The 24,823-nt window shown below is 33.0% G+C and carries 23 protein-coding genes and 1 riboswitch; of the genes, 11 read left to right on the top strand and 12 right to left on the bottom strand.

All coding sequences use genetic code 11. The features are described from left to right. Window positions 1-123: 123 nt before the first annotated feature. From graF to SAMSHR1132_RS04835, 4 genes are all read left to right on the top strand, one after another. Complete coding sequence (gene graF, locus SAMSHR1132_RS04850) at window positions 124-258, top strand: glycopeptide resistance-associated protein GraF (protein ID WP_001262610.1); 135 nt, start codon at window positions 124-126, stop codon at window positions 256-258. A 433-nt stretch (window positions 259-691) separates the two neighbouring features. After that, window positions 692-792, top strand: a riboswitch (TPP riboswitch). A 76-nt stretch (window positions 793-868) separates the two neighbouring features. Continuing rightward, on the top strand, window positions 869-1,444 hold the full coding sequence (locus SAMSHR1132_RS04845) for an ECF transporter S component (protein ID WP_000033479.1): 576 nt from the start codon (window positions 869-871) through the stop codon (window positions 1,442-1,444). Window positions 1,445-1,458: 14 nt separating this feature from the next. Then, window positions 1,459-2,859: an ABC transporter ATP-binding protein gene (locus tag SAMSHR1132_RS04840; protein WP_000921964.1), complete on the top strand. Its 1,401-nt coding sequence runs from the start codon at window positions 1,459-1,461 to the stop codon at window positions 2,857-2,859. Beyond that, complete coding sequence (locus SAMSHR1132_RS04835; protein ID WP_000273244.1) at window positions 2,852-3,658, top strand: energy-coupling factor transporter transmembrane component T family protein; 807 nt, start codon at window positions 2,852-2,854, stop codon at window positions 3,656-3,658. The genes SAMSHR1132_RS04840 and SAMSHR1132_RS04835 overlap by 8 nt, the downstream gene beginning before the upstream one ends. Window positions 3,659-3,879: 221 nt before the next feature. Here the strand turns inward: SAMSHR1132_RS04835 and purD are convergent, their stop codons facing one another. Genes purD through purE form a run of 11 tightly spaced genes read right to left on the bottom strand, consistent with a single transcriptional unit; the run spans window position 3,880 to window position 15,103 of the window. After that, complete coding sequence (gene purD, locus SAMSHR1132_RS04830) at window positions 3,880-5,118, bottom strand: phosphoribosylamine--glycine ligase (protein ID WP_001101898.1); 1,239 nt, start codon at window positions 5,116-5,118, stop codon at window positions 3,880-3,882. A 22-nt stretch (window positions 5,119-5,140) separates the two neighbouring features. Further along, window positions 5,141-6,619 (bottom strand): bifunctional phosphoribosylaminoimidazolecarboxamide formyltransferase/IMP cyclohydrolase, encoded by a 1,479-nt coding sequence (purH, locus tag SAMSHR1132_RS04825; RefSeq protein WP_000709270.1) that lies wholly within the window; start codon window positions 6,617-6,619, stop codon window positions 5,141-5,143. A 14-nt stretch (window positions 6,620-6,633) separates the two neighbouring features. Further along, a complete protein-coding gene (gene purN, locus SAMSHR1132_RS04820; RefSeq protein ID WP_000238661.1) occupies window positions 6,634-7,200 on the bottom strand; it encodes a phosphoribosylglycinamide formyltransferase in 567 nt (188 codons plus the stop codon). A gap of 2 nt (window positions 7,201-7,202) precedes the next feature. After that, window positions 7,203-8,231: a phosphoribosylformylglycinamidine cyclo-ligase gene (gene purM, locus SAMSHR1132_RS04815; RefSeq protein ID WP_000030804.1), complete on the bottom strand. Its 1,029-nt coding sequence runs from the start codon at window positions 8,229-8,231 to the stop codon at window positions 7,203-7,205. Beyond that, window positions 8,224-9,708, bottom strand: coding sequence for an amidophosphoribosyltransferase (gene purF, locus SAMSHR1132_RS04810; RefSeq protein WP_000483724.1), 1,485 nt, complete (start codon window positions 9,706-9,708; stop codon window positions 8,224-8,226). The genes purM and purF overlap by 8 nt, the downstream gene beginning before the upstream one ends. Then, window positions 9,687-11,876: a phosphoribosylformylglycinamidine synthase subunit PurL gene (purL, locus tag SAMSHR1132_RS04805; RefSeq protein ID WP_000032756.1), complete on the bottom strand. Its 2,190-nt coding sequence runs from the start codon at window positions 11,874-11,876 to the stop codon at window positions 9,687-9,689. The genes purF and purL overlap by 22 nt, the downstream gene beginning before the upstream one ends. Further along, entirely contained in the window at window positions 11,869-12,540 is a 672-nt protein-coding gene (purQ, locus tag SAMSHR1132_RS04800) for a phosphoribosylformylglycinamidine synthase I (RefSeq protein ID WP_000666811.1), read from the bottom strand. Before purQ ends, purL begins: the two co-directional genes overlap by 8 nt. Window position 12,541: 1 nt before the next feature. Next, window positions 12,542-12,802: a phosphoribosylformylglycinamidine synthase subunit PurS gene (purS, locus tag SAMSHR1132_RS04795; RefSeq protein ID WP_000848349.1), complete on the bottom strand. Its 261-nt coding sequence runs from the start codon at window positions 12,800-12,802 to the stop codon at window positions 12,542-12,544. Beyond that, the gene (purC, locus tag SAMSHR1132_RS04790) at window positions 12,802-13,506 is read right to left on the bottom strand and encodes a phosphoribosylaminoimidazolesuccinocarboxamide synthase (protein WP_000174040.1); all 705 of its coding nucleotides are present in this window, start codon (window positions 13,504-13,506) and stop codon (window positions 12,802-12,804) included. Before purC ends, purS begins: the two co-directional genes overlap by 1 nt. 3 nt (window positions 13,507-13,509) lie before the next feature. Further along, the gene (gene purK, locus SAMSHR1132_RS04785; protein ID WP_000576983.1) at window positions 13,510-14,634 is read right to left on the bottom strand and encodes a 5-(carboxyamino)imidazole ribonucleotide synthase; all 1,125 of its coding nucleotides are present in this window, start codon (window positions 14,632-14,634) and stop codon (window positions 13,510-13,512) included. Continuing rightward, window positions 14,621-15,103 (bottom strand): 5-(carboxyamino)imidazole ribonucleotide mutase, encoded by a 483-nt coding sequence (purE, locus tag SAMSHR1132_RS04780; protein WP_000861575.1) that lies wholly within the window; start codon window positions 15,101-15,103, stop codon window positions 14,621-14,623. Before purE ends, purK begins: the two co-directional genes overlap by 14 nt. Before the next feature lie 199 nt (window positions 15,104-15,302). Here purE and folD point away from each other — a divergent pair, with 199 nt between their 5' ends. The 6 genes from folD (at window position 15,303) to qoxD (ending at window position 21,463) form a co-directional block, all read left to right on the top strand. Beyond that, entirely contained in the window at window positions 15,303-16,163 is an 861-nt protein-coding gene (folD, locus tag SAMSHR1132_RS04775; protein WP_000225839.1) for a bifunctional methylenetetrahydrofolate dehydrogenase/methenyltetrahydrofolate cyclohydrolase FolD, read from the top strand. Window positions 16,164-16,565: 402 nt separating this feature from the next. Next, the gene (locus tag SAMSHR1132_RS04770; protein WP_001037833.1) at window positions 16,566-16,883 is read left to right on the top strand and encodes a DUF5011 domain-containing protein; all 318 of its coding nucleotides are present in this window, start codon (window positions 16,566-16,568) and stop codon (window positions 16,881-16,883) included. Window positions 16,884-17,492: 609 nt separating this feature from the next. Beyond that, window positions 17,493-18,593: a cytochrome aa3 quinol oxidase subunit II gene (gene qoxA / locus SAMSHR1132_RS04765; protein ID WP_000032832.1), complete on the top strand. Its 1,101-nt coding sequence runs from the start codon at window positions 17,493-17,495 to the stop codon at window positions 18,591-18,593. Further along, window positions 18,593-20,581, top strand: a complete 1,989-nt coding sequence (gene qoxB / locus SAMSHR1132_RS04760; RefSeq protein WP_001010769.1) for a cytochrome aa3 quinol oxidase subunit I — start codon at window positions 18,593-18,595, stop codon at window positions 20,579-20,581. The genes qoxA and qoxB overlap by 1 nt, the downstream gene beginning before the upstream one ends. Next, window positions 20,571-21,176 carry a cytochrome aa3 quinol oxidase subunit III gene (gene qoxC, locus SAMSHR1132_RS04755; RefSeq protein WP_000017736.1) on the top strand — a complete coding sequence of 202 codons (606 nt, stop codon included), beginning with the start codon at window positions 20,571-20,573 and terminating at the stop codon, window positions 21,174-21,176. Before qoxB ends, qoxC begins: the two co-directional genes overlap by 11 nt. Window positions 21,177-21,184: 8 nt before the next feature. After that, the gene (gene qoxD, locus SAMSHR1132_RS04750; protein ID WP_014373812.1) at window positions 21,185-21,463 is read left to right on the top strand and encodes a cytochrome aa3 quinol oxidase subunit IV; all 279 of its coding nucleotides are present in this window, start codon (window positions 21,185-21,187) and stop codon (window positions 21,461-21,463) included. Window positions 21,464-21,921: 458 nt separating this feature from the next. On the opposite strand, the gene fmtA is transcribed toward qoxD, so the two are convergent. Continuing rightward, the gene (gene fmtA / locus SAMSHR1132_RS04745; protein ID WP_000671259.1) at window positions 21,922-23,115 is read right to left on the bottom strand and encodes a teichoic acid D-Ala esterase FmtA; all 1,194 of its coding nucleotides are present in this window, start codon (window positions 23,113-23,115) and stop codon (window positions 21,922-21,924) included. A 444-nt stretch (window positions 23,116-23,559) separates the two neighbouring features. On the opposite strand from fmtA, the gene SAMSHR1132_RS04740 reads away from it, so the two are divergent. Further along, entirely contained in the window at window positions 23,560-24,777 is a 1,218-nt protein-coding gene (locus SAMSHR1132_RS04740; RefSeq protein ID WP_001031986.1) for a polyisoprenyl-teichoic acid--peptidoglycan teichoic acid transferase, read from the top strand. Window positions 24,778-24,823: the final 46 nt, after the last annotated feature.

Below are 24,823 nucleotides of genomic sequence, written 5' to 3'. Positions count from 1 at the left end.
ATCTAATGTTATTGTCTTTATATAAATGAATAAATAGTGCTATAGACTTAGAAAAGTTTATAAATAGCATAACTGGGTAAAAACCATATGTAAATCATTATCCAATTTTGGGAGGAATTAATCATGGCAAATGAAGATCAAAACAAAAAAGCTGCAGAAAAGGCTAAAGAAGTAGAAGAAAAATTAAAAGATAAAAAAGAAGAAAAAACAGACGATATTAATCAAACAAAACAAGATATACAAGATACACTAAATTAGTTATAAAGCCCCTAACACCACAGATTGTTAGGGGCTGTTACACATGCATCTATCGCAGGTGTTCAACTAATTCCTTGCAACTTTTTCGTTAGTGGCTAATATGCTATGGGACGTAGCAAACGACTGCACCCCTCTCCTCTTTTTATTTTTAAAATTTCAAGAGGCTATTATGCAGTTAAACATCATACACGTTTTAATTCTTCCCTATTGCTTCATTAGTGGCTCTATTATGCGCTTCTAATACAAGCATTTCCTACTCTCAATAACAACTTTTCGTAATTTACGCTTTTATGCAATTATTTTCACACATTATATTTCAAAGTACTTCCAAAACAAATATTATTATTTTAAAAATAAATTTAACTATATTCAATTCAACAGAAGTATTGACATTATATTGCAAACGTCTTACAGTATAATTAATTAAATAAATCGCACACACTAGGGGTGTTTTATACTGAGATGAGGCTTGCCCTCAAACCCTTCGAACCTGATCTAGTTTGAACTAGCGTAGGAAAGTGTTACTATACATATACTTTAATGATATATATTGTGAACGCACAACTTTCCTATGGATGGTTGTGCGTTTTTTTATTAGGAGGATGTAAAAATGTCAAAAGGTTTAAAGCTATCTGAAATTCTAGTAACCGTACTTATTTCAGTAGTATTCGCAGTTATTTACAATTTATGGTGGTTTGTATACAATGGCGTACAAGCTACAGGACTTCACCTAGAACAACTCACAAACGGGGTTTGGTTCATGGCAGCCATTGTCTGCTATTTAATCATTCCTAAACCCGGTATTGCACTTTTAGCTGAATTTGCTGCTGGTGCAGGCGAAACAATCATTATGGGACGCTTCGATATTCCGACTATTGTTTACGCTTTTATACAAGGTTTAGCTTGTGAAGTTGTCTTTGCAATTTTTAAATACCAATCTCGTTCAGTTATGGTAGCTATGTTAGCAGGATTTTGTACTGCAATTGCAGCTTTCCCTATTGATTATTACTATGGCTACTTAAATGAAGTTGCAGGTTGGAATTTAACTTTATTCATCGTATTTAGATTAATTAGTGGCGCAGTTGTCGCGGGTGTCTTCTCTTATCTTTTAGTAAAAGCATTAGATAAGACGGGTGTTACAAGATTATTCAGACCTGCTTCTAAAGAAGACTACGACAACTTATAAAAGGAGCATGCAAAGTGTTAAAGGTTAGTGATTTACGACTAAAATATCCTAATGGTCAGCGAAAGATTTTCGATCATCTTAACATCACTATTCAGGATAAAGAAAAAGTACTTTTATTAGGACCTTCTGGATGTGGTAAAAGCACCCTTCTCAATGTATTGAGTGGTATTGTTCCTAATTTAATCGAACTACCTATGAAATATGATGAATTAATTATCGATCCATTAAGTGGCGTCATTTTTCAAGATCCAGATAGTCAATTTTGTATGCCAAAAGTTTATGAAGAATTAGCTTTCGTTTTAGAAAATAGACAAGTACCGCGTCAAGATATGGACCAGTTAATTATTGATGCTTTAAATATGGTTAACTTGAATGTTTCATCAGCAACGTACGTTAAAGATTTAAGCGGTGGAATGAAGCAAAAACTTGCAATTGTTGAAACCATTCTTCAGCAATCAAAAACATTATTTTTAGATGAACCAACTGCAATGCTAGATGTCCAAGCAACAAAAGACTTATGGTCCAAGTTAATTGAATTATGGGAAGATCAAACAGTTGTTATAGTTGAACACAAAGTGAATCATATATGGCAACATGTCGATCGCGTAATTCTAATGGATTATGCTGGTAATATTATTGCTGATGCAAACCCTGATACAATACTAAATGAATACGATAGTTTATTAACTGAGTATGGTGTCTGGCATCCTAAAGCTTGGGAATATGCACCAAAACATATCCCCTTCCCAGCATCAAAAGATAATTTATTACACTTTAACGAAGGACATATCATTCGAGGCAAATCTACATTATTTAAATTTTCAGATTTAAAAATAGATAAAGGTGAATGGATTACGATTACAGGAGCAAATGGTAGTGGGAAAACTACATTACTCGAATCAATTATGCAATTGATTAAGTATCAAGGTAGTGTGCATTTTCAAAATCACCGTTTAACTAAAATTAAACATGCTGCCAAAAATATGTATCTTGTTTATCAAAATCCTGAATTACAGTTCATTACAAATTCAGTTTATGAAGAAATTAATATTCACTTTAATCATCTATCTAAAAATGAAAGTGAAAATGAAACGATGCATCTTTTAAAATTATTGAATTTAGAAGATGTCAAAGATCAACATCCATTTGAATTATCTATTGGACAAAAGCGACGTCTTAGTGTCGCTACAGCATTAAGTTCAAAAGCTGATATCATTTTTTTAGATGAGCCCACTTTTGGACTTGATAGTCATAATACATTCGAATTGATCAAACTTTTCCAACAACGCATTCAAATTGGCCAAAGTATAGTGATGGTGACACATGATGACGAAATAATTGCACGCTATCCATCAAAAAGACTTAAAATTTCGGATGGTAAATTGCTAGATTGTGATGGTGATATTAATGTATGAACAATGGAAAATAAGACATTCATTCGTTGATGATGTCAATATTATAACGAAGCTTTTTCTAGGCATCTTACTATTTTTCTTCATTATATTTGTGCATAATTTTGATTTTATGCTTTATACCACCATCTTATTATTAGTATTTTTACTTCTATTTAATGGTACTCAGTTTAAAATCACAGCAATATTTATTGCCATAAGTGTTGGCTTTGCATTACTATCTTCCCTTTTCATGATTTTATATGGGAATGGGAGCCATACCATATTGAAATTTGGTTTTATCCATATTACGACAGAAAGTTTAATACGTGGTTTACATGTCTCATTAAGAACGATTGCTATGTCTTTCTTCGGAATATTAATTGCATTAACATCACAAGTTGTTATGATTTTTTACAGCTTAATGCAACATTTAAAAGTTAAATCAAAAGTTGCATATGCATTTATGGCTGCCATAAGAATGTTACCTTTAATGATAACTTCTTTGATACAATTACGCAGATCCTTAAAAATGCGCTATCAAATGATAGACGCATCAAACTATAGAGGTCTTAATAGGTTCAAACATTTAATCATACCTTTGTTAAGCCAAAACATTAGAAAGGCACATCAATTATCAGTAGCAATGGAGTCTAAAGGATTCAAAGATGGTCCTCGAACTTATTATTACAATGTACCTTTCTCATATAAAGACATTGTCTTTATCATAGTTTTAATTGCCATTATTACATTGGCATATTATTGTTCAATGACATTTCCTATTACGGGTATTGATGATGTTCGTCTAGGTCGTGTCGGTTAAATTTTATCCATAATTGTATAGATATAAAGTTAGAAATTCATTTGTATAAAAAAGAAACCATTTATTCCATAATACTTCAAAGAGAGGGCCACAAACATGTTATATTGTTCATCCAAACATGTTGTGGCCCCTCTTCGAAATTGTATATTTAAAATACCGCCACACATTGTAGCATTACGCATTATACAATGTGTGGCGGTATTGGTATGGTGTTATTTACATTACAATGCTTTATTCGCAATGTCGTGACGATAGAATAAATGGTCACTTTTAATTTGTGATACTTTATCATATGCATCTCGTTGTGCTTTTGCAACATTGTCACCTTTTCCTACGGCAAGTATGACTCTACCACCCGATGTCACGAATGTATCACCTTGCTTTCGCAATCCACTGATAAAATAGTTTTCATTTAAATCAAAACCACTTACTTCATGGCCTTTTTCATACGTATCTGGATATCCATTTGAAGCTAACATTACTCCAACAATTGTTTCATTTTTCCATTTAAAATGAATTTCTTTACCTTCATATAAATCAATAATATGTTGCATTAAGTCGCTTTCCATACGACTTAATAATACTTGTGCCTCAGGATCTCCAAAACGAGCATTAAACTCAATTACTTTCGGTCCATCCTTAGTTAAAATAGCACCAATATATAAGACACCAAAGAAATGATAACCTTCATTTAACATTGCTTTAGCAATCGGTTGAGCAATCGTTTCATTAGTTATTTGCAATACATCATCACTAATATGTGGAACTGGACAATAAGCACCCATGCCACCTGTATTTGGTCCTTCATCGTTATCATATGCACGCTTATGATCTTGAGCAATACAATCAAACGGCACTGCTAAATCTCCATTCACAAACGTCATTAATGAAAATTCTTCACCTTCTAAGAAAGTTTCGAATACAACGGTGCCATCTTCTTCGTCACCATACATGACTTCAATCGCACTTCTTGCTGCTTCTATTGTATCTGCAATGATAACACCTTTGCCGGCTGCTAAACCGTCTTTTTTAATGACAACTGGTAATTCACAGTTTTCAATATATATTAATGCGTCTTTTTTGTAATCAACTTCTTTATAATCTGCTGTCGGAATATCATATTTCTCCATTAATTTTTTAGCAAATAATTTCGAGCCTTCAATTTGTGCCGCATGTTTGTTTGGACCAAATACTTTGAAACCATGTTCACGTAAAACATCTGCCAATCCATCAATTAATGGCTGTTCTGGACCAATTACAACCCAATCAATATTGTGATTTTTTGCAAATTTAAGTATCGCTTGGTGATCTGATTCAGCAATTTCAGTATGTACTTCAGCAACAGTTGACATTGCTTCATTACCAGGAATTACATAAACTTGTTTTACACTGTCTGATTGATTAAGTTTATATGCTAGTGCATGCTCACGACCACCAGCACCTATTACTAATACATTCATCTAATGTTACGCCCCTTTAAAATTAATGTTTAAAATGTCGAGTGCCTGTAATAACCATTGTAATACCATGTTTATTTGCCATATCAATTGATTCTTGGTCTTTAATTGAACCACCTGGTTGAATAATTGCCTTAATACCATGTTGAGCTGCAAGTTCAACTGTATCACCCATAGGGAAAAAACCATCCGATACTAATGCAACGCTATCATTAATTTCAATTGCTCTTTCTAACGCGATTTTTGCTGCACCAACACGATTCATTTGACCTGCACCAATACCAACAGTTTGTTTGTTGTTACTTAAAATAATTGCATTACTTTTTACTGATGGTACGACTTTCCATCCAAGTAACATTGCTTCCCATTGTTCATCCGTTGGCTCAACATCTGTTACAATTTTCATTTCTTCTTTTGGTACAATATAGTTATCTTTATCTTGAACTAAATATCCACCAGATACAGAGACAAACTCCTCTTCATTACTATCCAATGTCATGTCGATTTCTAACAATCTTACATTTTTCTTTTGAGTCAAAATATTTAAAGCTTCGTCTGAAAATTTAGGTGCAATAATCACTTCTAGAAAGATACTATGCAATTGCTCTGCTAATTCAGATGTTACAGTTCTATTTAATGCAACAATCCCACCAAAAATTGATTGACTATCCGCTTCGTAAGCATGTTGAAAAGCTTGCTCAATAGTATCGCTGATACCAACACCGCAAGGATTCATATGCTTAACTGCAACTGCTGCTGGAGTATCAAATTTTTTAACTAAGGCTAACGTAGCATCTGCATCTTTAATATTGTTATAACTTAATTGTTTCCCATGTAATTGTTTAGCGCCAGCAATCGTGTGCTTTGCATTTGAAGTTCTTACAAAATATGCTGATTGTTGAGGGTTCTCACCATATCTTAACGTTTCTTGGTCCCCTTTAAAGAAACGTACAATCGCTGCATCATATTCTGCAGTATGTTCATAAACTTTAATCATTAATGATTTTCTAAACGCTTCATCTAATGAATCATTGTTTAAGCGTTCCAACACTTCGTTATAATCAGAAGGATGCACAATTGTAGTCACATATTTATAGTTTTTAGCTGCTGCACGCAACATAGTTGGTCCACCAATATCTATATTTTCAATAGCTTCATCCGTTGTTACGTCAGGATTAGCAACAGTTTGTTGGAATGGATATAAATTAACAACAACCATATCTATTAAATCAATTTGTTGTTCTGATATTTCATTCAAATGCTGTTGTTTATTTCTATCGGCTAAAATACCGCCGTGAACAGCTGGATGTAATGTCTTCACACGTCCATCCATGATTTCGGGAAAATGCGTTAATTCTGAAACAGAATGAACGGGTATATTTGCTTCATCTAATATACGTTTCGTTCCTCCAGTAGAATATAATTCATAATCTAATTGAGTTAACGCTTTAGCAAATTCTACAATACCTGTTTTATTTGATACGCTTAAAATAGCTTTTTTCATCACAAATATACTCCTTATTTTACAATTTTAGCTATAACACTTGGATATAATTCATATTCCAATCGCTTAACTTTCTCTTCTAATTGTTCTTTCGTTTCACCCGGTCTAATATCACATTGTCTTTGTTCAATAATTTCTCCCGTATCCATGCCACTATCAACATAATGAACTGTTGAACCTGTGATTGAATCACCACTTTGATAAGCTTGTCCTATTGCGTCAATCCCCTTATATTTCGGCAATAGTGATGGATGTATATTTAAAATTTTCCCTTCATATGAAGTTAATAAGTCTGGACCAATTAATCTCATATAACCAGCTAAAATAATCCACTCCACATCATCTTTGTTTAATAATGTTACTAAATGTTGCTCGTAATGCGCCTTTGAACTGAATTGTTTTGGTTCATTTACATAGACAGGAATTTGATGTCTCTTTGCTCTATCAATACAAAAGGCATCATGATGATCCGTATATAAAGCTGTAATTTCGATGTTTTCTAATTTGCCTGATTCAACATGTTCAACGATATTTTCAAAGTTACTTCCTGAACCTGATGCAAAAATTGCAATCTTAACCATTGTTATACCCCCAACAGCTCAATTGCTGTATCTTCGTTCTTTACAATTTGACCAATTTGATATGCTTCAATACCTTCCTCTTTTAAAATATCTATAGCATGTGCCGCGTCGTTTTCATCTACAATGACTGTATAACCGATACCCATATTGAATATGTTATACATTTCTGTTGTTTCAATTTCACCTTGTTGTTGTAACCAATCAAATATTTTTGGCGTTGGGAATGATGTTACATCAATTTGTGCAGCATAACCTTCAGGTAACGCACGTGGTATATTTTCAAAAAAACCACCACCAGTAATATGGTTCATCGCTTTTATAGAGATGTGCTTTTTCAAAGCAAGTACAGGTCTAACATATAATCTTGTCGGTTCCAAAAATACATCGATAAATGGTCTATTATCAAATTCAGTAGATAAATCAATACCTGACTTTTGAATTAATTTGCGTACTAAACTGTAACCATTTGAGTGAATACCACTGGAAGCAAGACCAATAATCACTTGTCCTTCTTCGACTTGTGAACCATCGATATAGTCAGCTTTTTCGACTGCACCAACTGCAAATCCTGCTACATCGTACTCGCCTTCATGATACATTTCTCCCATTTCAGCAGTTTCTCCACCGATTAACGCGGTATTCGTTTCTACACATGCATCACTAATTCCTTTAACTATTTGTTCAATTATTTCTGGTACAACTTTGTTCGTAGCAATGTAATCTAAAAAGTATAACGGTTCAGCACCCGTTGTTAAAATATCATTAACACACATCGCAACTGCATCGATACCGATTGAATCATGTTTTCCATGATCTATTGCTAATTTCAATTTCGTACCAACGCCGTCGGTACCTGAAACTAATACTGGTGCTGTCATATTTAATTCTGACAAATCAAAAGTAGCACCAAATCCTCCTAAACCACCAATAACTTCTTTACGCATCGTACGTTTAACATGACTCGACATTCTTTCTACCGCTTCATAACCAGCATGGATATTTACACCAGATTGTTCATATGCTTTAGACATTTAAATTTCCCTCGCTATCAAAATAGTGTTTATTTTTAGAAATATATTGTTTCTGTCTCTCACTTAAATGTGTTTTATAATTCGCTTCATAATCATATAGTCCTGCTGGGTAATCACCTGTAAAACTTTCTACACATAAGCCGCTATATGGTGCATCATAATCTAAACCGATTGATTCGATTAATCCATCTACTGTTAGATACGCTAGAGAATCAGCACCTATATAATCCTTTATTTCTTCAGGTGATTTACTTGCAGAAATTAATTCAGCTGTCGTTGAAACATCGATACCATAAAAACTTGGAAACATAAATTCTGGAGATGCTATTCGAACGTGAACTTTATTCGCACCGGAATCCTTTAACATTTTCACAATACGACGAATTGTCGTTCCTCTTACAATCGAATCATCAACAAGTATAATATTTTTACCGTCTACAATATCTTTCACTGCAGATAACTTCACTCTTACACCTTGTTCACGTAATTCTTGAGTCGGTTGAATAAATGTTCTGGCAACATATTGATTTTTCACAAGACCCATTTCATATGGCAAACCAATTTCTTCTGCATATCCACTTGCAGCTGATAATGAAGAATTCGGTACACCAATTACCATATCTGCATCAACCGGACTTTCTTGCGCCAACTTTTTACCTGACGCTTTTCGAACTGCATGTACATTTTTGCCAGCAATAGTTGAATCTGGTCTTGCAAAATAAATGTATTCCATAGCAGAGATAGCCGTTGTCGTATGATGTGTATAAGATTTAACAGTAATACCTTCATCATTAATAACAACATATTCACCTGCATGAATATCTTGGACAAATTCCGCTCCTAATACATCAATCGCGCATGTTTCACTAGCAAGAATATACGTATTATCTTTCATCTTACCTACAACAAGCGGTCTAATCGCATTTGGATCAACAGCACCATATAATGCATCCTTCGTTAAAATAGCAAAAGTAAAACCACCTTTAACTTTGCGAAGGCTTTCTTTCAATGCTTCTTCAAAAGTTGGTGCCTTACTACGACGAATCAAATGCATGATTACTTCTGTATCTGAAGATGAATGGAAAATGGCACCTTGCTTTTCTAAATTTCGACGTAACGATTGAGCATTAATAAGGTTTCCATTATGACAAATACCTACACTCATATCGTAAAAGTGATACAGAAATGGTTGAATATTTTCAATACCTTTATTACCTGATGTTGCGTAACGAACATGGCCAATTGCATGATCATATCCTTTTAACTGTTCCATTTGATGATCTTTAATTGCTTCGGTCAACAATCCAAGCCCACGTTCACCTTTTAATTCCTCTTGATTAGAAACAACAATACCTGCGCCTTCTTGTCCGCGATGTTGTAAACTGTGAAGTCCCATATATGTTAATTGTGCTGCTTCAGGATGATTCCAAATACCAAATACGCCACATTCTTCGTTTAATCCTGAGTAGTTAAACATTGAGCAATAGCTCCTTCCCATATTTCTTTAATATCTGAAACATTTTCGCTAACTTCAGTAAATGGCGTTGTTACTTTGAAATTGTCACTATCAGTTAATCGACCAATTTCAACTGCTTGATCAATATTTAATGTTTCACCTGCTTTAACAGATACAACATAACGCCCTTGTGTTTCACTAAATAATTGCGCATTTGTTAAATCGATAGACGTATTAAGCCCAATTCCATAGTGAGCACTTATTTTGGCTAACGTTAACAATAAGCCACCTTTACCAACTGTTTGTACATGAGAAAGTTTACCTTCACGAATTGCTGTTTTAATTGCCTCACCTTTGGCAACTTCAGAACTTAAATCTAGAGCTTCGAATTCGTGATTTACTTTACCGTAAATTAGCTTTTCAAGTTGGCTACCACCAAAATCATCCTTAGTATCACCAATTAAATATAATTTATCTCCAACCTGTGGCTCGAAGTCATTTAAATAATCTACATTTTCAATTAGACCAACCATTCCAACAACTGGCGTTGGGAAAATAGAAGTTCCTTTTGTTTCGTTATATAATGAAACATTTCCAGAAACAACCGGTGTTTTAAGTATGTCGCAAGCTTCTGCCATACCTTTAGTTGAATCGATTAGTTGTTGATAAATTTCTTTCTTTTCAGGGGAACCATAATTTAAACAGTCAGTCATTGCTAATGGTGTTGCTCCTACGGCAATTAAATTACGATATGCTTCTGCTACAACCATCTTTCCACCTTCATATGGATTGTTATAGACGTATCGTGCTTCTCCATCAATTGTTGAAGCAATAGCTTTATTAGTACCTTCTACACGTACAACAGATGCTTGAAGTCCCGGTTTAATAATTGTATTTGCACCAACTTGTTGATCGTATTGATCATATAAATAGTGTTTTGATGCAAGTGTTGGATGTTGCAACAACTTAAAGAACGTGTCTTTAACATCGATTTGACTATAAACATTTTTCGAAGTATTGTAGTCTTTTTCTTCTCCTTCTAAAATGTATACAGGCGCTTCATCTGCAAGTGGTTCTACAGGAATATCAGCAAAAATTTCATCTTCATAAGTTAAAACAAAACGATTTGTATCTGTAACTTCACCAATTACAGCACTATCTAGTTCATGTTTATCAAATAAATCTAAAAACTTTTGTTCCGTTCCTTTTTCAACGACTAGTAACATACGTTCTTGTGTTTCAGATAACATCATTTCATATGGTGAGATACCTGGTTCACGAGTTGGGACTTGATCCAATCGTAAATGTAATCCGCTGCCACCTTTTGCGGCCATTTCAGATGATGATGATGTTAAGCCTGCTGCACCCATATCTTGAATACCGACTAATTCATCAAACGTAATAGCTTCAAGTGTAGCTTCCATTAATTTTTTCCCTACAAATGGGTCTCCAATTTGGACAGAAGGACGTTTACTTTCACTTTCTTCAGTTAATTCTTCAGAAGCAAACGTAGCTCCATGAATACCATCACGACCTGTTTTCAAACCAACATAGATAACTGAATTGCCGATACCTTTTGCTGTTCCTTTTTGAATCATGTCATGATCTATAACACCGACGCACATTGCATTAACTAGTGGATTACCATCGTATCGTTCATCAAATTCAATTTCACCAGCTGTTGTTGGTATGCCAATACAGTTACCATAGCCACCAATCCCTTTAACAACACCTTTAAGTAATCGTTGGTTTTGCTTATTATCTAATTCTCCAAATCTAAGACTGTTTAATAAGTTGATTGGTCTCGCACCAATTGACACGATATCACGAATAATTCCACCCACACCTGTAGCCGCACCTTGGTATGGTTCGATTGCAGATGGATGATTATGGGATTCGACTTTAAATACCACTGCCTGATTGTCACCAATATCGACAACTCCAGCACCTTCACCTGGTCCCATTAATACATGTTCACCTGTCGTAGGAAATTGCTTTAAAAATGGTTTAGAATGTTTATATGAACAGTGTTCACTCCACATTACAGAAAAGATACCTGTTTCTGTAAAATTGGGTTGTCTGCCTAAAATATCACAAACCTTTTCATATTCTTGATCACTTAATCCCATATCTTGATATACTTTTTCAAGTTTAATTTCCTCTACACTTGGCTCGATAAATTTAGACATGTTGTTCCCTCCAACTTTTTACCATTGCTTCAAATAATTTAACGCCACTGTCAGTACCTAATAACCTTTCTAATGCTCTTTCAGGATGTGGCATCATACCACATACATTTCCTTCTTTATTTATAATTCCAGCAATATCAGCATAAGAACCATTCGGATTATTCACATATTTCAGAATAATTTGATTGTTATCGATTAATTGTTGATACATTTCATCTGTACAATAATAATGTCCTTCTCCATGGGCAACGGGATAAATTACTTTTTCACCTTGTTCATATAAATTTGTAAATGACGTTTGATTATTTACAATTTCTAACTCTTCATTTCTACTAATAAATAAATGAGAATCGTTGTGCAGCAAAGCACCAGGTAATAAACCAATCTCTGTTAAAATCTGAAACCCATTACAAACACCTAATACAGGCTTGCCTTCTTTTGCTAAGCGTTTAACTTCAGAAATAATTGGCGCTACACTAGCCATTGCTCCAGATCTTAAATAATCTCCAAACGAGAACCCACCAGGAATTAAAACACCGTCAAATCCTTTTAATGACGTTTCTCTATAATCTACATAATCCGCTTCAACACCACTTTTAATAGCAGCATTATACATATCTCTATCGCAATTTGAACCTGGAAAAACAAGAACTGCAAACTTCATTTTATGCATTCTCCTTTTCATCAATCACTTTGTAGCTATATTCTTCGATTACTGTATTAGCAAATAATTTTTCACTTAGAGTAGTAATGATATTATGTACTTTTTCATCACTTGCCTCATCAACCGTCATATATAATACTTTTCCAACACGAATATCATTTACTTGCGAATAACCTAGATCGTGTACTGCTCTATTAAGCGTTTGGCCTTGTGTATCTAATACTTGTGGCTGTAATGTGATATGTAGTTCAATTGTTTTCATTATTTTAAATCCTCCAATTTATTTAAAAATATTTGATATGTTTCTATTAATGAGCCAGTATTATTTCTATATACATCTTTATCAAAATTTACATTTGTATCTTTATCCCAAATACGACATGTATCAGGAGATATTTCATCTGCTAATAAAATTTTACCTGCGTCAGTTTTTCCAAATTCAATCTTAAAATCTACTAGTTTTAAATTCATTTCATCCATTAATTGTTTCAACACATCATTAATTGCTAATGCTTTCGTCTTGAGTATTTTAATATCTTCATCATTTGCAATATTTAATAATTTGATATGATCATCAGTAATCAATGGATCATTTAAATCATCGTTTTTATAGAAAAATTCTACAAGTGGTTCTTTAAATACTTGTCCGTTTTCAAAGCCTAAACGCTTAGTAATAGATCCACTAGCAATATTACGAACAACAACTTCTAAAGGAATGATTTTAACCGGTTCTACGAGTTGCTCTGTATCGGATAACTGCTTTATAAAATGGCTTTCAATACCTTTTTCATGCAAATGTTTAAATATAATTGATGTAATTTGATTATTTAGTCGTCCTTTACCAACCATGGTATCTTTTTTGGCACCATTGCCTGCGGTTACTTCATCTTTATATTCAACTCTCAATTCATGATTATTATTCGTTGAGAAAATACGTTTTGCTTTTCCTTCATATAAAAGTGTCATGATTTAATTTCTCCCCTCAAATTTAGCGTACATATCTTTTTCAGTTTGATTAATATCATTAGTTAAAACCGTCATATGACCCATTTTCCTATTATCTTTACGTTCATTTTTACCATAAATGTGTAAATGCCATTCTGGGTGTTTTGTAAATTCTTCTTCTAACAAATTTAAATCTTTGCCTAACAGGTTCATCATTACTGCTGGTTTTAACAATTCAACCTCTTTTGGTAATGATTGACCAGTAACCGCTAAAATATGTGTATCAAACTGTGAATAGTCACACGCTTCAATCGAATAATGTCCGGAATTATGTGGTCTCGGCGCAATTTCATTTACATAAAGTTGGTTATTTTTATCTATAAAGAACTCTACAGTAAACGTGCCAATAAAATGAATTGCATTTATAATTTTTTCAACTTGTTCTTTTGCTTCTTTGTTCTTATCAATGCGTGATGGAACAATAGTTTTAAATAATATTTGATTTCTATGTTCATTTTCTTGTAAAGGGAAATAAGTAATTTGATTGTTGATTCCTCTTGTAACAGTGAGAGATACTTCTTTTTGAATATCAAGATATTTTTCAGCGACACATTCATTTTTATCAATTAATGCATAAACATCTTGTAAACCTTCTTCATTTTCTACTAAGATTTGACCTTTGCCATCGTAACCACCAAATCTTGTTTTTACTATAAATGGATAACCTAATGTTGCAATTGCTTTTTTAATATCATCAGGTTTTTTAATTGATACAAAAGGAACTACTTGAGTACCTGCTTTTAATAATGTTACTTTTTCAGTTAAGCGGTCTTGTAATAACTGTATGGCTTGGTACCCTTGTGGAATATTAAATTTTTCAGTCATTAATTTTAATTTTTGGGCTGAAATATTTTCGAATTCATAAGTTATAACATCACAATTGTTACCTAATTGATTAAGTGCTTCTTCATCATCATAACTCGCGTGTATAAATGAATGTGCAACATATCTACACGGGCAATCTTCATTCGGATCTAACACAATCACTTTATATCCCATTTTCTGAGCTGATTGTGCCATCATCTTGCCAAGTTGACCTCCACCGATAATTCCAATGGTCGCGCCAAATTTTAATTTATTGAAGATCATTTTGCATATCCTCCACTTTCTGAATTAAAGCTTCTTCATATTGATCAAGTTTTTTAACTAGCTTTTCATTTTGGATACTTAACATTCTCGCTGCAAGTATCCCAGCATTTTTAGCACCAGCCTTACCTATTGCCGTTGTAGCAACCGGAATACCTCCAGGCATTTGTACAATTGATAGTAAAGAATCTAAACCTTTTAAACTTTTAGTCTCAATTGGAACGCCAATGACTGGTAACGTTGTTAAAGATGCAACCATTCCTGGTAAATGAGCTGCACCACCAGCACCTGCAATGATAATATCAATACCTTTTTGTCTAGCTTCGGAAGCAAATCGCACCATCATTTTTGGCGTACGATGTGCTGACACAACTTGTTTTTCGTACGGAATTTCAAAATAATCCAACATGTTACAGCTTTCTTGCATAATTTTCCAATCGGAAGAACTGCCCATAATGACTGCTACTTTCACTTTGTACACCCTTTCAAAAGTTTGAATTGTGAATTACTTTAGTTGTATATTATAGATATAGCATAACAAGCAATTTCTGCTTTTTCAATCAAAAATCGAACTTTATTTTAAATTTTTGTTTGAATTTACGTCTTTTGCTATGTAAATTAGAAATATGACAATACAAAGTTAGGATATTTTATTAGGAGGAGAAATTTTTATGGTTGCTAAAATTTTAGATGGTAAACAAATTGCCAAAGACTACAGACAAGGGTTACAAGATCAAGTTGAAGCGCTAAAAGAAAAAGGTTTTACACCTAAATTATCAGTTATACTTGTGGGTAATGATGGCGCTAGTCAAAGTTATGTGCGATCAAAAAAGAAAGCAGCTGAAAAAATTGGAATGATTTCAGAAATCGTACATTTAGAAGAAACAGCTACTGAAGAAGAAGTATTAAACGAACTAAATAGATTAAACAACGATGACTCTGTAAGTGGAATCTTGGTACAAGTGCCACTTCCAAAACAAGTTAGCGAACAAAAAGTATTAGAAGCAATTAATCCAGACAAAGACGTAGATGGGTTCCACCCAATTAATATTGGAAAATTATATATCGATGAGCAAACTTTCGTTCCATGTACACCTTTAGGAATTATGGAAATATTAAAACACGCTGATATGGATTTAGAAGGCAAAAATGCTGTTGTAATTGGTCGTAGTCATATAGTGGGACAACCAGTTTCTAAGTTATTGCTTCAAAAAAATGCATCTGTTACTATCTTACATTCGCGTTCAAAAGATATGGCTTCATATTTAAAAGATGCGGACGTTATTGTCAGTGCAGTGGGTAAACCTGGTTTAGTAACAAAAGATGTCGTAAAAGAAGGCGCCGTTATTATAGATGTAGGTAATACACCTGATGAAAATGGCAAATTAAAAGGCGATGTTGATTACGAAGCAGTTAAAGAAATTGCGGGTGCCATCACACCGGTTCCTGGCGGAGTTGGACCCTTAACTATCACAATGGTTTTAAATAATACATTACTTGCTGAAAAGATGCGTAGAGGCATTGATGCATAATATGATTTTTAAAAACGAATGAGAACATATATTTTTATATGTTCTCATTCGTTTTTTTGATGAATTTGAGACAAAATGAATAGGATAAATATTAAGCAAACCTTTCAACAGTTAGCAAATGGAACTTGTTATCGGTCATATTTTTATAACAAATTGGCTACAAAATATTAATGTTAGTACTCCGAATTAAGTTAACTTTATTTTCAAATTATACTTTGTATATAGTTTTTACAATTGTGACAGATTTTCAAAACAATAATTATTTCTTCATTAATTATAAATTTATATTTAAATTTCATTCTTTATAAGGTAAGATTAGGACTATAGTATGATGTGTAAATAATAAAATTTAAGGTATAGTAAAGTTAACTCAGAAATGACTTATCATTCGGAGGTTACATTATGAATAAACTATTACAGTCATTATCAGCCCTTGGTGTTTCTGCTACGCTAGTAACACCAAATTTAAGTGCAGAAGCAACTACGAACACTACACCGCAAATTAAAGGCGCAAATGATATCGTTATTAAGAAAGGTCAAGATTATAACCTTCTAAACGGCATAAGTGCATTTGATAAAGAAGATGGAGATTTAACTGACAAAATCAAAGTTGATGGTCAAATTGATACAACTAAATCTGGCAAGTACCAAATTAAATATCACGTCACTGACTCAGATGGCGCCATTGAGACTTCCACAAGAAGTATCGAAGTTAAATAATTCTATATAAAAGGTAGCAAATTAAATATTTTGCTACCTTTTTATTTTTAAGATTGTTAATCATAAACCCATTTCAAAGCATTTTTTAATCATGCAACTTTTTATAATTCATAATGCAGTAAATAAATGAACATTTTTCTTAATAACTTATCACAATTTCATTTTAGTAGTTTTTACAATTTATAACCCCATTCAAAGTTGTCAAATGTTTTTTATATACAATCCCCTTTCGCTTTGCTCAATTTCAAATTTGTGAATGATAATTTTGTTATTACTACAAAAATAAACATTCTAAAATTAGTACATGACTGCCTAATTAAAAAGTACTTATTTGATAATTCTTAACTTTTTTTATTTTCTTTTAATCCCCCTATAAATGACACTCATTCTCAGATTCCCTTTTAAATATGAAGCTTTTTTTCAAAAATCCTGTTAGTCACAAAATGTACACATAATTTTAACAAATGTGTGAACCCCCGTCATACCTTGATTTCTCTACATTTTGGATACAATTTTATTAATTTTTTTTCCATAAGCCCTTGTAAATATTGTGTAATAACTTAAAATTGATGTTAAGCCCTACATTTGTAGTATTAGGAGGTCAAAAAAGTGTCAAAATTTAAGTCTTTGCTTCTATTATTTGGCACACTAATTTTACTTAGTGGTTGTTCAAATATAGAAATTTTCAACGCAAAAGGGCCAGTAGCAAGTAGCCAGAAGTTCTTGATCATTTATTCAATTATCTTCATGCTTGTTATTTGTTTCGTTGTACTTGGCATGTTCGCCATTTTTATTTACAAGTATAGTTATAATAAGAATGCCGAATCTGGTAAGATGCACCATAATGCCATCATTGAAACAATATGGTTTGTAATACCTATCTTAATCGTAGCTGCTTTAGCTATTCCTACAGTTAAAACATTATACGATTACGAAAAACCACCGAAGAGTGAGAAAGATCCAATGGTTGTATACGCGGTTAGTGCCGGGTACAAATGGTTCTTTGCTTATCCAGATGAACATATAGAGACTGTTAATACTTTAACAATCCCTAAAGATCGTCCAGTTGTATTTAAGCTTCAAGCAATGGATACAATGACTAGTTTCTGGATTCCACAATTAGGTGGTCAAAAATATGCCATGACTGGCATGACAATGAATTGGACGTTAGAAGCATCTCAAACTGGTACGTTCAGAGGTCGTAACTCTAACTTCAATGGTGAAGGTTTCTCACGCCAAACATTTAAAGTAAATGCCGTTAGTCAAAAAGACTACGACAAATGGGTGAAAAAAGTTAAAGGTAAGAAAACGTTAGATCAAGATACATTTGATAAACAATTATTACCTAGCACTGCCAACAAAGCTTTAGAATTTAATGGTACACATATGGCGTTTGTAGATCCTGCAGCCGACCCAGAATACATCTTCTATGCATATAAACGTTTCAATTTCAAATTGAAAGATCCAAACTTCACTAGTGAAGAGGATATGTACAAAGATGTATCAGACAAACCATTAATACCTGCTCGTAAAGCTCAAATTACAAATGCGAACTATAAACGACATGGTATGAAATTGATGATTCTTGGAAATGACGAACCATATAACAATGAGTTCAAGAAAGATGAATCGAAAAATGCGAAAGAAATGAAGAAAATTTCTAAAGATGCGCAAGATCAAGACAATGATGATCATGGAGGTGGACATTAATGAATTTTCCATGGGATCAATTACTAGTTAAAGGTAACTGGATGATTACAATGGCACAAATTGGTGCCCCATTCTTAGTTATTGGTTTAATTGCAGTAATTACTTACTTTAAATTATGGAAATATCTTTACAGAGAATGGTTCACGTCTGTAGACCATAAGAAAATCGGTGTTATGTATTTAATCTGTGCCGTGTTAATGTTCGTCCGTGGTGGTATTGATGCGTTACTTATTCGTGCGCAATTAACAGTACCAGATAACAAGTTTTTAGAATCAAACCACTATAACGAAATCTTTAGTACGCATGGTGTAATCATGATTATCTTCATGGCGATGCCATTTATCTTTGGTTTATGGAATATCGTAGTTCCATTACAAATTGGAGCACGTGATGTTGCATTCCCAGTTTTAAACAACGTAAGTTTCTGGCTATTCTTTGCAGGTATGATTTTATTCAACCTGTCATTTATTATTGGTGGTTCACCAGCAGCTGGTTGGACAAACTATGCGCCACTAGCAGGTGAATTCAGTCCTGGTCCGGGTGTTAACTATTACTTAATAGCTATACAAATTTCAGGGCTTGGTACCCTAGCTACCGGTATCAACTTCTTTGTAACAATTTTAAGATGTAAAACACCAACAATGAAGTTTATGCAAATGCCAATGTTCACAGTAACAACATTTATTACTACATTAATTGTTATTCTTGCTTTCCCTCCTTTAACAGTAGCGTTAGCATTAATGACAACTGATAGAATATTTGACACTGCATTCTTCACAGTTGCAAATGGCGGTATGCCAATGCTTTGGGCTAACTTCTTCTGGGTATGGGGGCACCCTGAAGTTTATATCGTTATCCTACCAGCATTTGGTATTTACTCAGAAATTATTCCGACATTCGCTCGTAAGCGTTTATTCGGACATCAAAGTATGGTATGGGCAACTGCCGGTATCGCGTTCCTTAGTTTCTTAGTTTGGGTTCACCATTTCTTCACAATGGGTAATGGTGCGTTAATCAACTCATTCTTCTCAATTTCAACTATGCTGATTGGTATTCCAACCGGTGTGAAATTGTTTAACTGGTTATTAACATTATATAAAGGTCGAATTACATTTGAGTCACCAATGCTGTTCTCATTAGCATTTATACCAAACTTCCTATTAGGTGGTGTTACTGGTGTAATGTTAGCGATGGCATCAGCTGACTATCAATATCACAATACGTATTTCTTAGTAGCTCACTTCCACTATACATTGGTTACTGGTGTTGTATTTGCCTGCCTAGCTGGTTTAATCTTCTGGTATCCTAAGATGATGGGTTACAAATTAAACGAAACATTAAACAAATGGTGCTTCTGGTTCTTCATGATTGGATTTAACGTTTGTTTCTTACCACAATTCATTCTTGGATTAGATGGTATGCCACGTCGTTTATACACTTACATGCCATCAGATGGTTGGTTCTTATTGAACTTTATTTCAACTATCGGTGCATTACTAATGGCAATCGGATTCTTATTCCTTGTAGTTAGTATCGTTTACAGTCATATCAAATCTCCACGTGAAGCTACTGGAGATAACTGGGATGGACTTGGTCGTACTTTAGAATGGACTACTGCTTCTGCAATTCCACCTAAATACAACTTCGCTATTACACCAGATTGGAATGACTACGACACATTTGTTGATATGAAAGAACATGGTCGTCATTACTTAGACAACCATAATTACAAAGACATTCATATGCCAAACAATACACCTGTTGGTTTCTGGATCGGTATCTTTATGACTATCGGCGGTTTCTTCTTAATTTTCGAAACTGTTATTCCAGCGTTATTATGCTTATTCGGTATTTTTGGTACTATGATTTATCGCAGTTTCCAAATCGATCATGGATACCACATCCCTGCTGCTGAAGTTGCTGAAACTGAAGCTCGATTAAGAGAAGCGCGTATTAAAGAAAGGGAGGCTGTAAGTCATGAGTCATGATACAAACACTATTGATTCACGCACACATGAAGGCGAATTAAATAAGCTTGGCTTTTGGATTTTCATTACAGCCGAATTTGCGTTATTCGGTACCCTATTTGCAACTCTATTAACTTTGCAACACGGTGGCGATTATGCAGGTAAAATGACTACTGAGTTATTTGAATTGCCTCTTGTTTTAATAATGACGTTTGCATTATTATTCAGTTCTTACACTTGTGGTATTGCAATTTACTACATGCGTCAAGAGAAGCAAAAGTTAATGATGTTCTGGATGATCATTACGTTACTTTTAGGTTTAGTCTTTGTTGGATTCGAAATTTACGAATTCGCACACTATGCATCAGAGGGCGTTAACCCAACAATCGGCTCATACTGGTCTAGTTTCTTCATCCTATTAGGAACACATGGTTGTCACGTATCGTTAGGTATCGTTTGGGCCATTTGTTTATTAATCCAAATCCAACGACGCGGGTTAGATAAATACAATGCGCCAAAATTATTTATCGTAAGTTTATACTGGCACTTTTTAGATGTTGTTTGGGTATTCATCTTTACTGCCGTATATATGATAGGGATGGTGTATAGCGGATGAGTACAATAATGAAACATACAGTCGGATTTATCGCATCTATCGTATTAACGCTTTTAGCAGTTTACGTAACACTATACACATCATTAACATTCCATGCGAAGTTGACAATTATCTTTGGCTTTGCATTCGTTCAAGCAGGCCTTCAATTATTAATGTTCATGCATTTAACTGAAGGTAAAGATGGACGTTTACAAACTTTCAAAGTTATCTTTGCTCTTGTCATTACACTTTGTTTCGTAATCGGAACATACTGGGTTATGCAAGGCGGTCACTCTTCACACTTATAAACGACATTTAAATAATGTAAAGTTTAACCAGCTAACACACAGTTAGCTGGTTTTTTATATTTCTATTTAGTTTAGTGAAAATCTCAACGTGATTTAAAATAGCTTCTACATCACGCTATCTATTTAAATTATTACATTCATTAAACTTCCTTTTATATTCGGTTTTATAATGTATATTCATTTACACATGATTTTTACCTTTGTAAAAATATAAATGAGGACATAGACCATTTTATGTTTAACCACGACTTACATTTCTCTATTATTAAACAGCTATCCAAACTTATATAATCAAAATTGTACACTTTAAAAAAATCATTTTAATCTGAGCACTATTAATTTAACCCCCCCTTTTCTATTTTCAAATCAAAAAAGAAGATATAATATGCACTATGATCATTTCAGGTTTAACTTCCCTTATTGTCATTTTGATTTTGCATATTATATCTTCCATCGTTTTATTGAACAATAACGCCCTTCATATTGTAAGGTTTATTTTGTTTTAAAATATTATTATATATGTGCTTGATTTGAACTTCATTATTACCCTTAACATTTCGAGCAAGTACTACAACATATTTATCATTATAATACACTGTGAACACTTGACCGAAGAATCCACCATTTAGACGATTTAATGTTGGTTTAACATAAAAACCATAGCGATATTCATCTGGATATTGTTTTGTACCAAACTCATGCAATAATGGATTAGTTATTTTAGGATTAAATAGTTTATTTTGTTGTATTTGTGTAATTAGTTTACCCATATCTGCTGGAGTCATATATAAATTCCCTGCACCATAGTATTGCTGTAAAATATTAGGCTTTAAAAAAGCTAAGCCTGTAGTTTTATACGAATAACCTTTAGCTAAGTATTGTTTAAACGGTTTTTCATCATAAAATGCTGTATGTTCTAACTTTAATGGGTCACCTATTTTGGTATAGTAGTTTTCTGCATAAGATTTGCCAGTAACTTCCTCAATTACTTTAGCAAGTACTAAATAATTTCCATCATTGTACATATGCTTTTTGTATTTCTTGGGATCAATACCACGTTTTTGAATCGCTCTAACTGCTTGATCTAAGTTCTTATAGTCTTTTGAAGATTTATATTTGTATAATCCACTTTGATGTAGCATCAAATCTTTCAAAGGAATTGGTTTTGATGTTTTGAACCATGGAATGTATTTACTAACAGGATCATTAATGTTTATTTTATGTTCTTCTTCTAATTGTTTTAACAATAACCCCGTTGTAAATTTTTGAGCAGAACCTATTAAAAACATCGTATTTGGTGTGTTTTTAATACCTTTTTCAAAATCTTGGTAGCCATAACCTTTACTCATTTTTAATTTACCGTTTTCATAAATGGCTACTGACCCATTGAACAATGAACTTTGTAAATACTTATCAATTTTCTTATATTTAGGATCTTTACTATTGTATATAGTCTTTAACTTCGAAGGTGCAGCCTTATCTTTATCTCGATCTACCAAATATTTTTCATTATCAGATAACTTTGTTTCTTTATGAATTGGCTCAAGTGAGCTCGTTTTAGTCTCCCAATGATGGAAAACTAATGCCAAACTAATAATGATGAATAATAGTACACACGCATGTATAACTAGTTTTACTTTATTAAATTTCATTTGATAATTGCCTCACAATGTTTTCGTTTTATATTTGTAAATAGTTTCCATATAAACTAGCTATGTTATATCAAAGCATTATAATGAAAAACTGTCGTTTACACCTTAAACTATTTAGGAATATTTTTTTCAATTAAGTTCTTATTACAACAAAATTAATTATACCTTATCGCATTGTATAAATCACTTGAATTTATATTACGCCTTTAATTTTTTTTAGACATCATACTAAAGTCGCATTATATTTTTAAAAATGCTTTTTGTTTTAACAAAACATTCAAATTACAAGAAACATTGGCATAATATTTGTAATTTTTACTATAAAGTACTACAATTTAAGGCTATAATGTACTAGTAATGATGTTGTATTTTTAACGTTCAACTAATTATATTTTAAAATAATGATTATGATTTAACAAAAAATTTAATATAGGAGCATCAATCATGAATAAATTTTTAAAATACTTTTTGATCCTTCTAGCATTAGTTCTAATTGTTGTTCCAATAGTCTATGCTACGTTACTTTTTAAAACGTCTCAAGACGCATTCGAATCTTCTCAAGATAGTAAAAATGCTAATCGACAATCCAATTTACGTGACAAAAAAGTAAATCCTGAAGAACAGCCTATCTCGATTCTATTTTTAGGTATTGATGATAATGATGGCCGAAGAAAGAAAGGACAAGATGCTGAACACTCAAGATCGGATGCTATGATTTTAACTACTTTTAATCAATCTAAACATCAGATTAGAATGCTTAGTATTCCTCGTGATACTATTAGCTACATTCCAAAAGTTGGATACTATGACAAAATCACGCATGCACATGCTTATGGTGGGCCAATTGCTGCAATGGACTCTGTTGAAGCAACAATGAATGTTCCTGTTGACTACTATGTCAGAGTTAATATGAAAGCATTTGTTGAAGCTGTTAACGAACTTGGCGGTATATATTATGATGTGCCATATGATTTAAATGAACCAAACACGGATGATACTGGTAAAATCAAAATTAAAAAAGGTTATCAAAAACTGAATGGTGATGAAGCTTTAGCTGTTGCTAGAACGAGACACCATGATTCAGATTTAAAACGTGGTCAACGACAAATGGAATTAATTAAGATTTTATTCCAAAAAGCACAAGAAGTTGATTCGATCGACAAATTAGATAATGTAATTCAAATTGTTGGTAAAAATGCTAAACATAATTTAACAAACTCTGAAATTAAAGCTTTAGCAAAAATGTATTTAACAAACGATGTTAAAATCAAAACTGCACAATTAAAAGGTAAAGATGATATGCTGAATGGTATTTACTACTATCATCCTAGCGTTGAAAGTATTCAAAAATATGCAAACTTACTTCGTGAAGATTTAGAACTATCACCTATTAATGATAAAAATGATTTCTTAGATCAACGTGTTATTAACCATTATGGCTCTTTAATTCCATTAACACCTTTAGATAGTAGTTTATTGAGAAAAGAACAAAATGATACGACTGATAAAGAAAAGGATAAGTCTTCTGACGATAATAGTGACGCTAATAGCCAACAACAATCTGGAACAGATCAAAACACAAATCAAAACACAAATCAAAACCAAAATAATGCGCAACAAACACCTCAGTCTTCAAATAACCAAACTGGTGTAACTAATTAACTTTAATTAGTAATTAATCTTTAACATAAACTATATATGAAAGGAG

It is taken from the genome of Staphylococcus argenteus (assembly GCF_000236925.1).
Classification (GTDB): Bacteria; Bacillota; Bacilli; order Staphylococcales; family Staphylococcaceae; genus Staphylococcus; species Staphylococcus argenteus.
The sequence above is the reverse complement of the archived record's forward strand: the minus strand, read 5'-3'. Positions and strand labels throughout refer to the sequence as shown.

Bases quoted from the DNA above. Each gene is read 5' to 3' on its own strand.
- fmtA (WP_000671259.1), bottom strand. From the start codon at position 23,115: ATGAAATTTAATAAAGTAAAACTAGTTATACATGCGTGTGTACTATTA.
- SAMSHR1132_RS04845 (WP_000033479.1), top strand. From the start codon at position 869: ATGTCAAAAGGTTTAAAGCTATCTGAAATTCTAGTAACCGTACTTATT.
- purD (WP_001101898.1), bottom strand. From the start codon at position 5,118: ATGAATGTATTAGTAATAGGTGCTGGTGGTCGTGAGCATGCACTAGCA.
- purH (WP_000709270.1), bottom strand. From the start codon at position 6,619: ATGAAAAAAGCTATTTTAAGCGTATCAAATAAAACAGGTATTGTAGAA.
- purS (WP_000848349.1), bottom strand. From the start codon at position 12,802: ATGAAAACAATTGAACTACATATCACATTACAGCCACAAGTATTAGAT.
- purM (WP_000030804.1), bottom strand. From the start codon at position 8,231: ATGTCTAAAGCATATGAACAATCTGGTGTAAATATCCATGCTGGTTAT.
- purC (WP_000174040.1), bottom strand. From the start codon at position 13,506: ATGACACTTTTATATGAAGGAAAAGCAAAACGTATTTTCTCAACGAAT.
- SAMSHR1132_RS04770 (WP_001037833.1), top strand. From the start codon at position 16,566: ATGAATAAACTATTACAGTCATTATCAGCCCTTGGTGTTTCTGCTACG.
- SAMSHR1132_RS04740 (WP_001031986.1), top strand. From the start codon at position 23,560: ATGAATAAATTTTTAAAATACTTTTTGATCCTTCTAGCATTAGTTCTA.
- qoxB (WP_001010769.1), top strand. From the start codon at position 18,593: ATGAATTTTCCATGGGATCAATTACTAGTTAAAGGTAACTGGATGATT.
- qoxC (WP_000017736.1), top strand. From the start codon at position 20,571: ATGAGTCATGATACAAACACTATTGATTCACGCACACATGAAGGCGAA.
- SAMSHR1132_RS04835 (WP_000273244.1), top strand. From the start codon at position 2,852: ATGTATGAACAATGGAAAATAAGACATTCATTCGTTGATGATGTCAAT.
- graF (WP_001262610.1), top strand. From the start codon at position 124: ATGGCAAATGAAGATCAAAACAAAAAAGCTGCAGAAAAGGCTAAAGAA.
- purL (WP_000032756.1), bottom strand. From the start codon at position 11,876: ATGTCTAAATTTATCGAGCCAAGTGTAGAGGAAATTAAACTTGAAAAA.
- purN (WP_000238661.1), bottom strand. From the start codon at position 7,200: ATGGTTAAGATTGCAATTTTTGCATCAGGTTCAGGAAGTAACTTTGAA.
- folD (WP_000225839.1), top strand. From the start codon at position 15,303: ATGGTTGCTAAAATTTTAGATGGTAAACAAATTGCCAAAGACTACAGA.
- qoxD (WP_014373812.1), top strand. From the start codon at position 21,185: ATGAAACATACAGTCGGATTTATCGCATCTATCGTATTAACGCTTTTA.
- purQ (WP_000666811.1), bottom strand. From the start codon at position 12,540: ATGAAGTTTGCAGTTCTTGTTTTTCCAGGTTCAAATTGCGATAGAGAT.
- purF (WP_000483724.1), bottom strand. From the start codon at position 9,708: ATGTTTAACTACTCAGGATTAAACGAAGAATGTGGCGTATTTGGTATT.
- purK (WP_000576983.1), bottom strand. From the start codon at position 14,634: ATGATCTTCAATAAATTAAAATTTGGCGCGACCATTGGAATTATCGGT.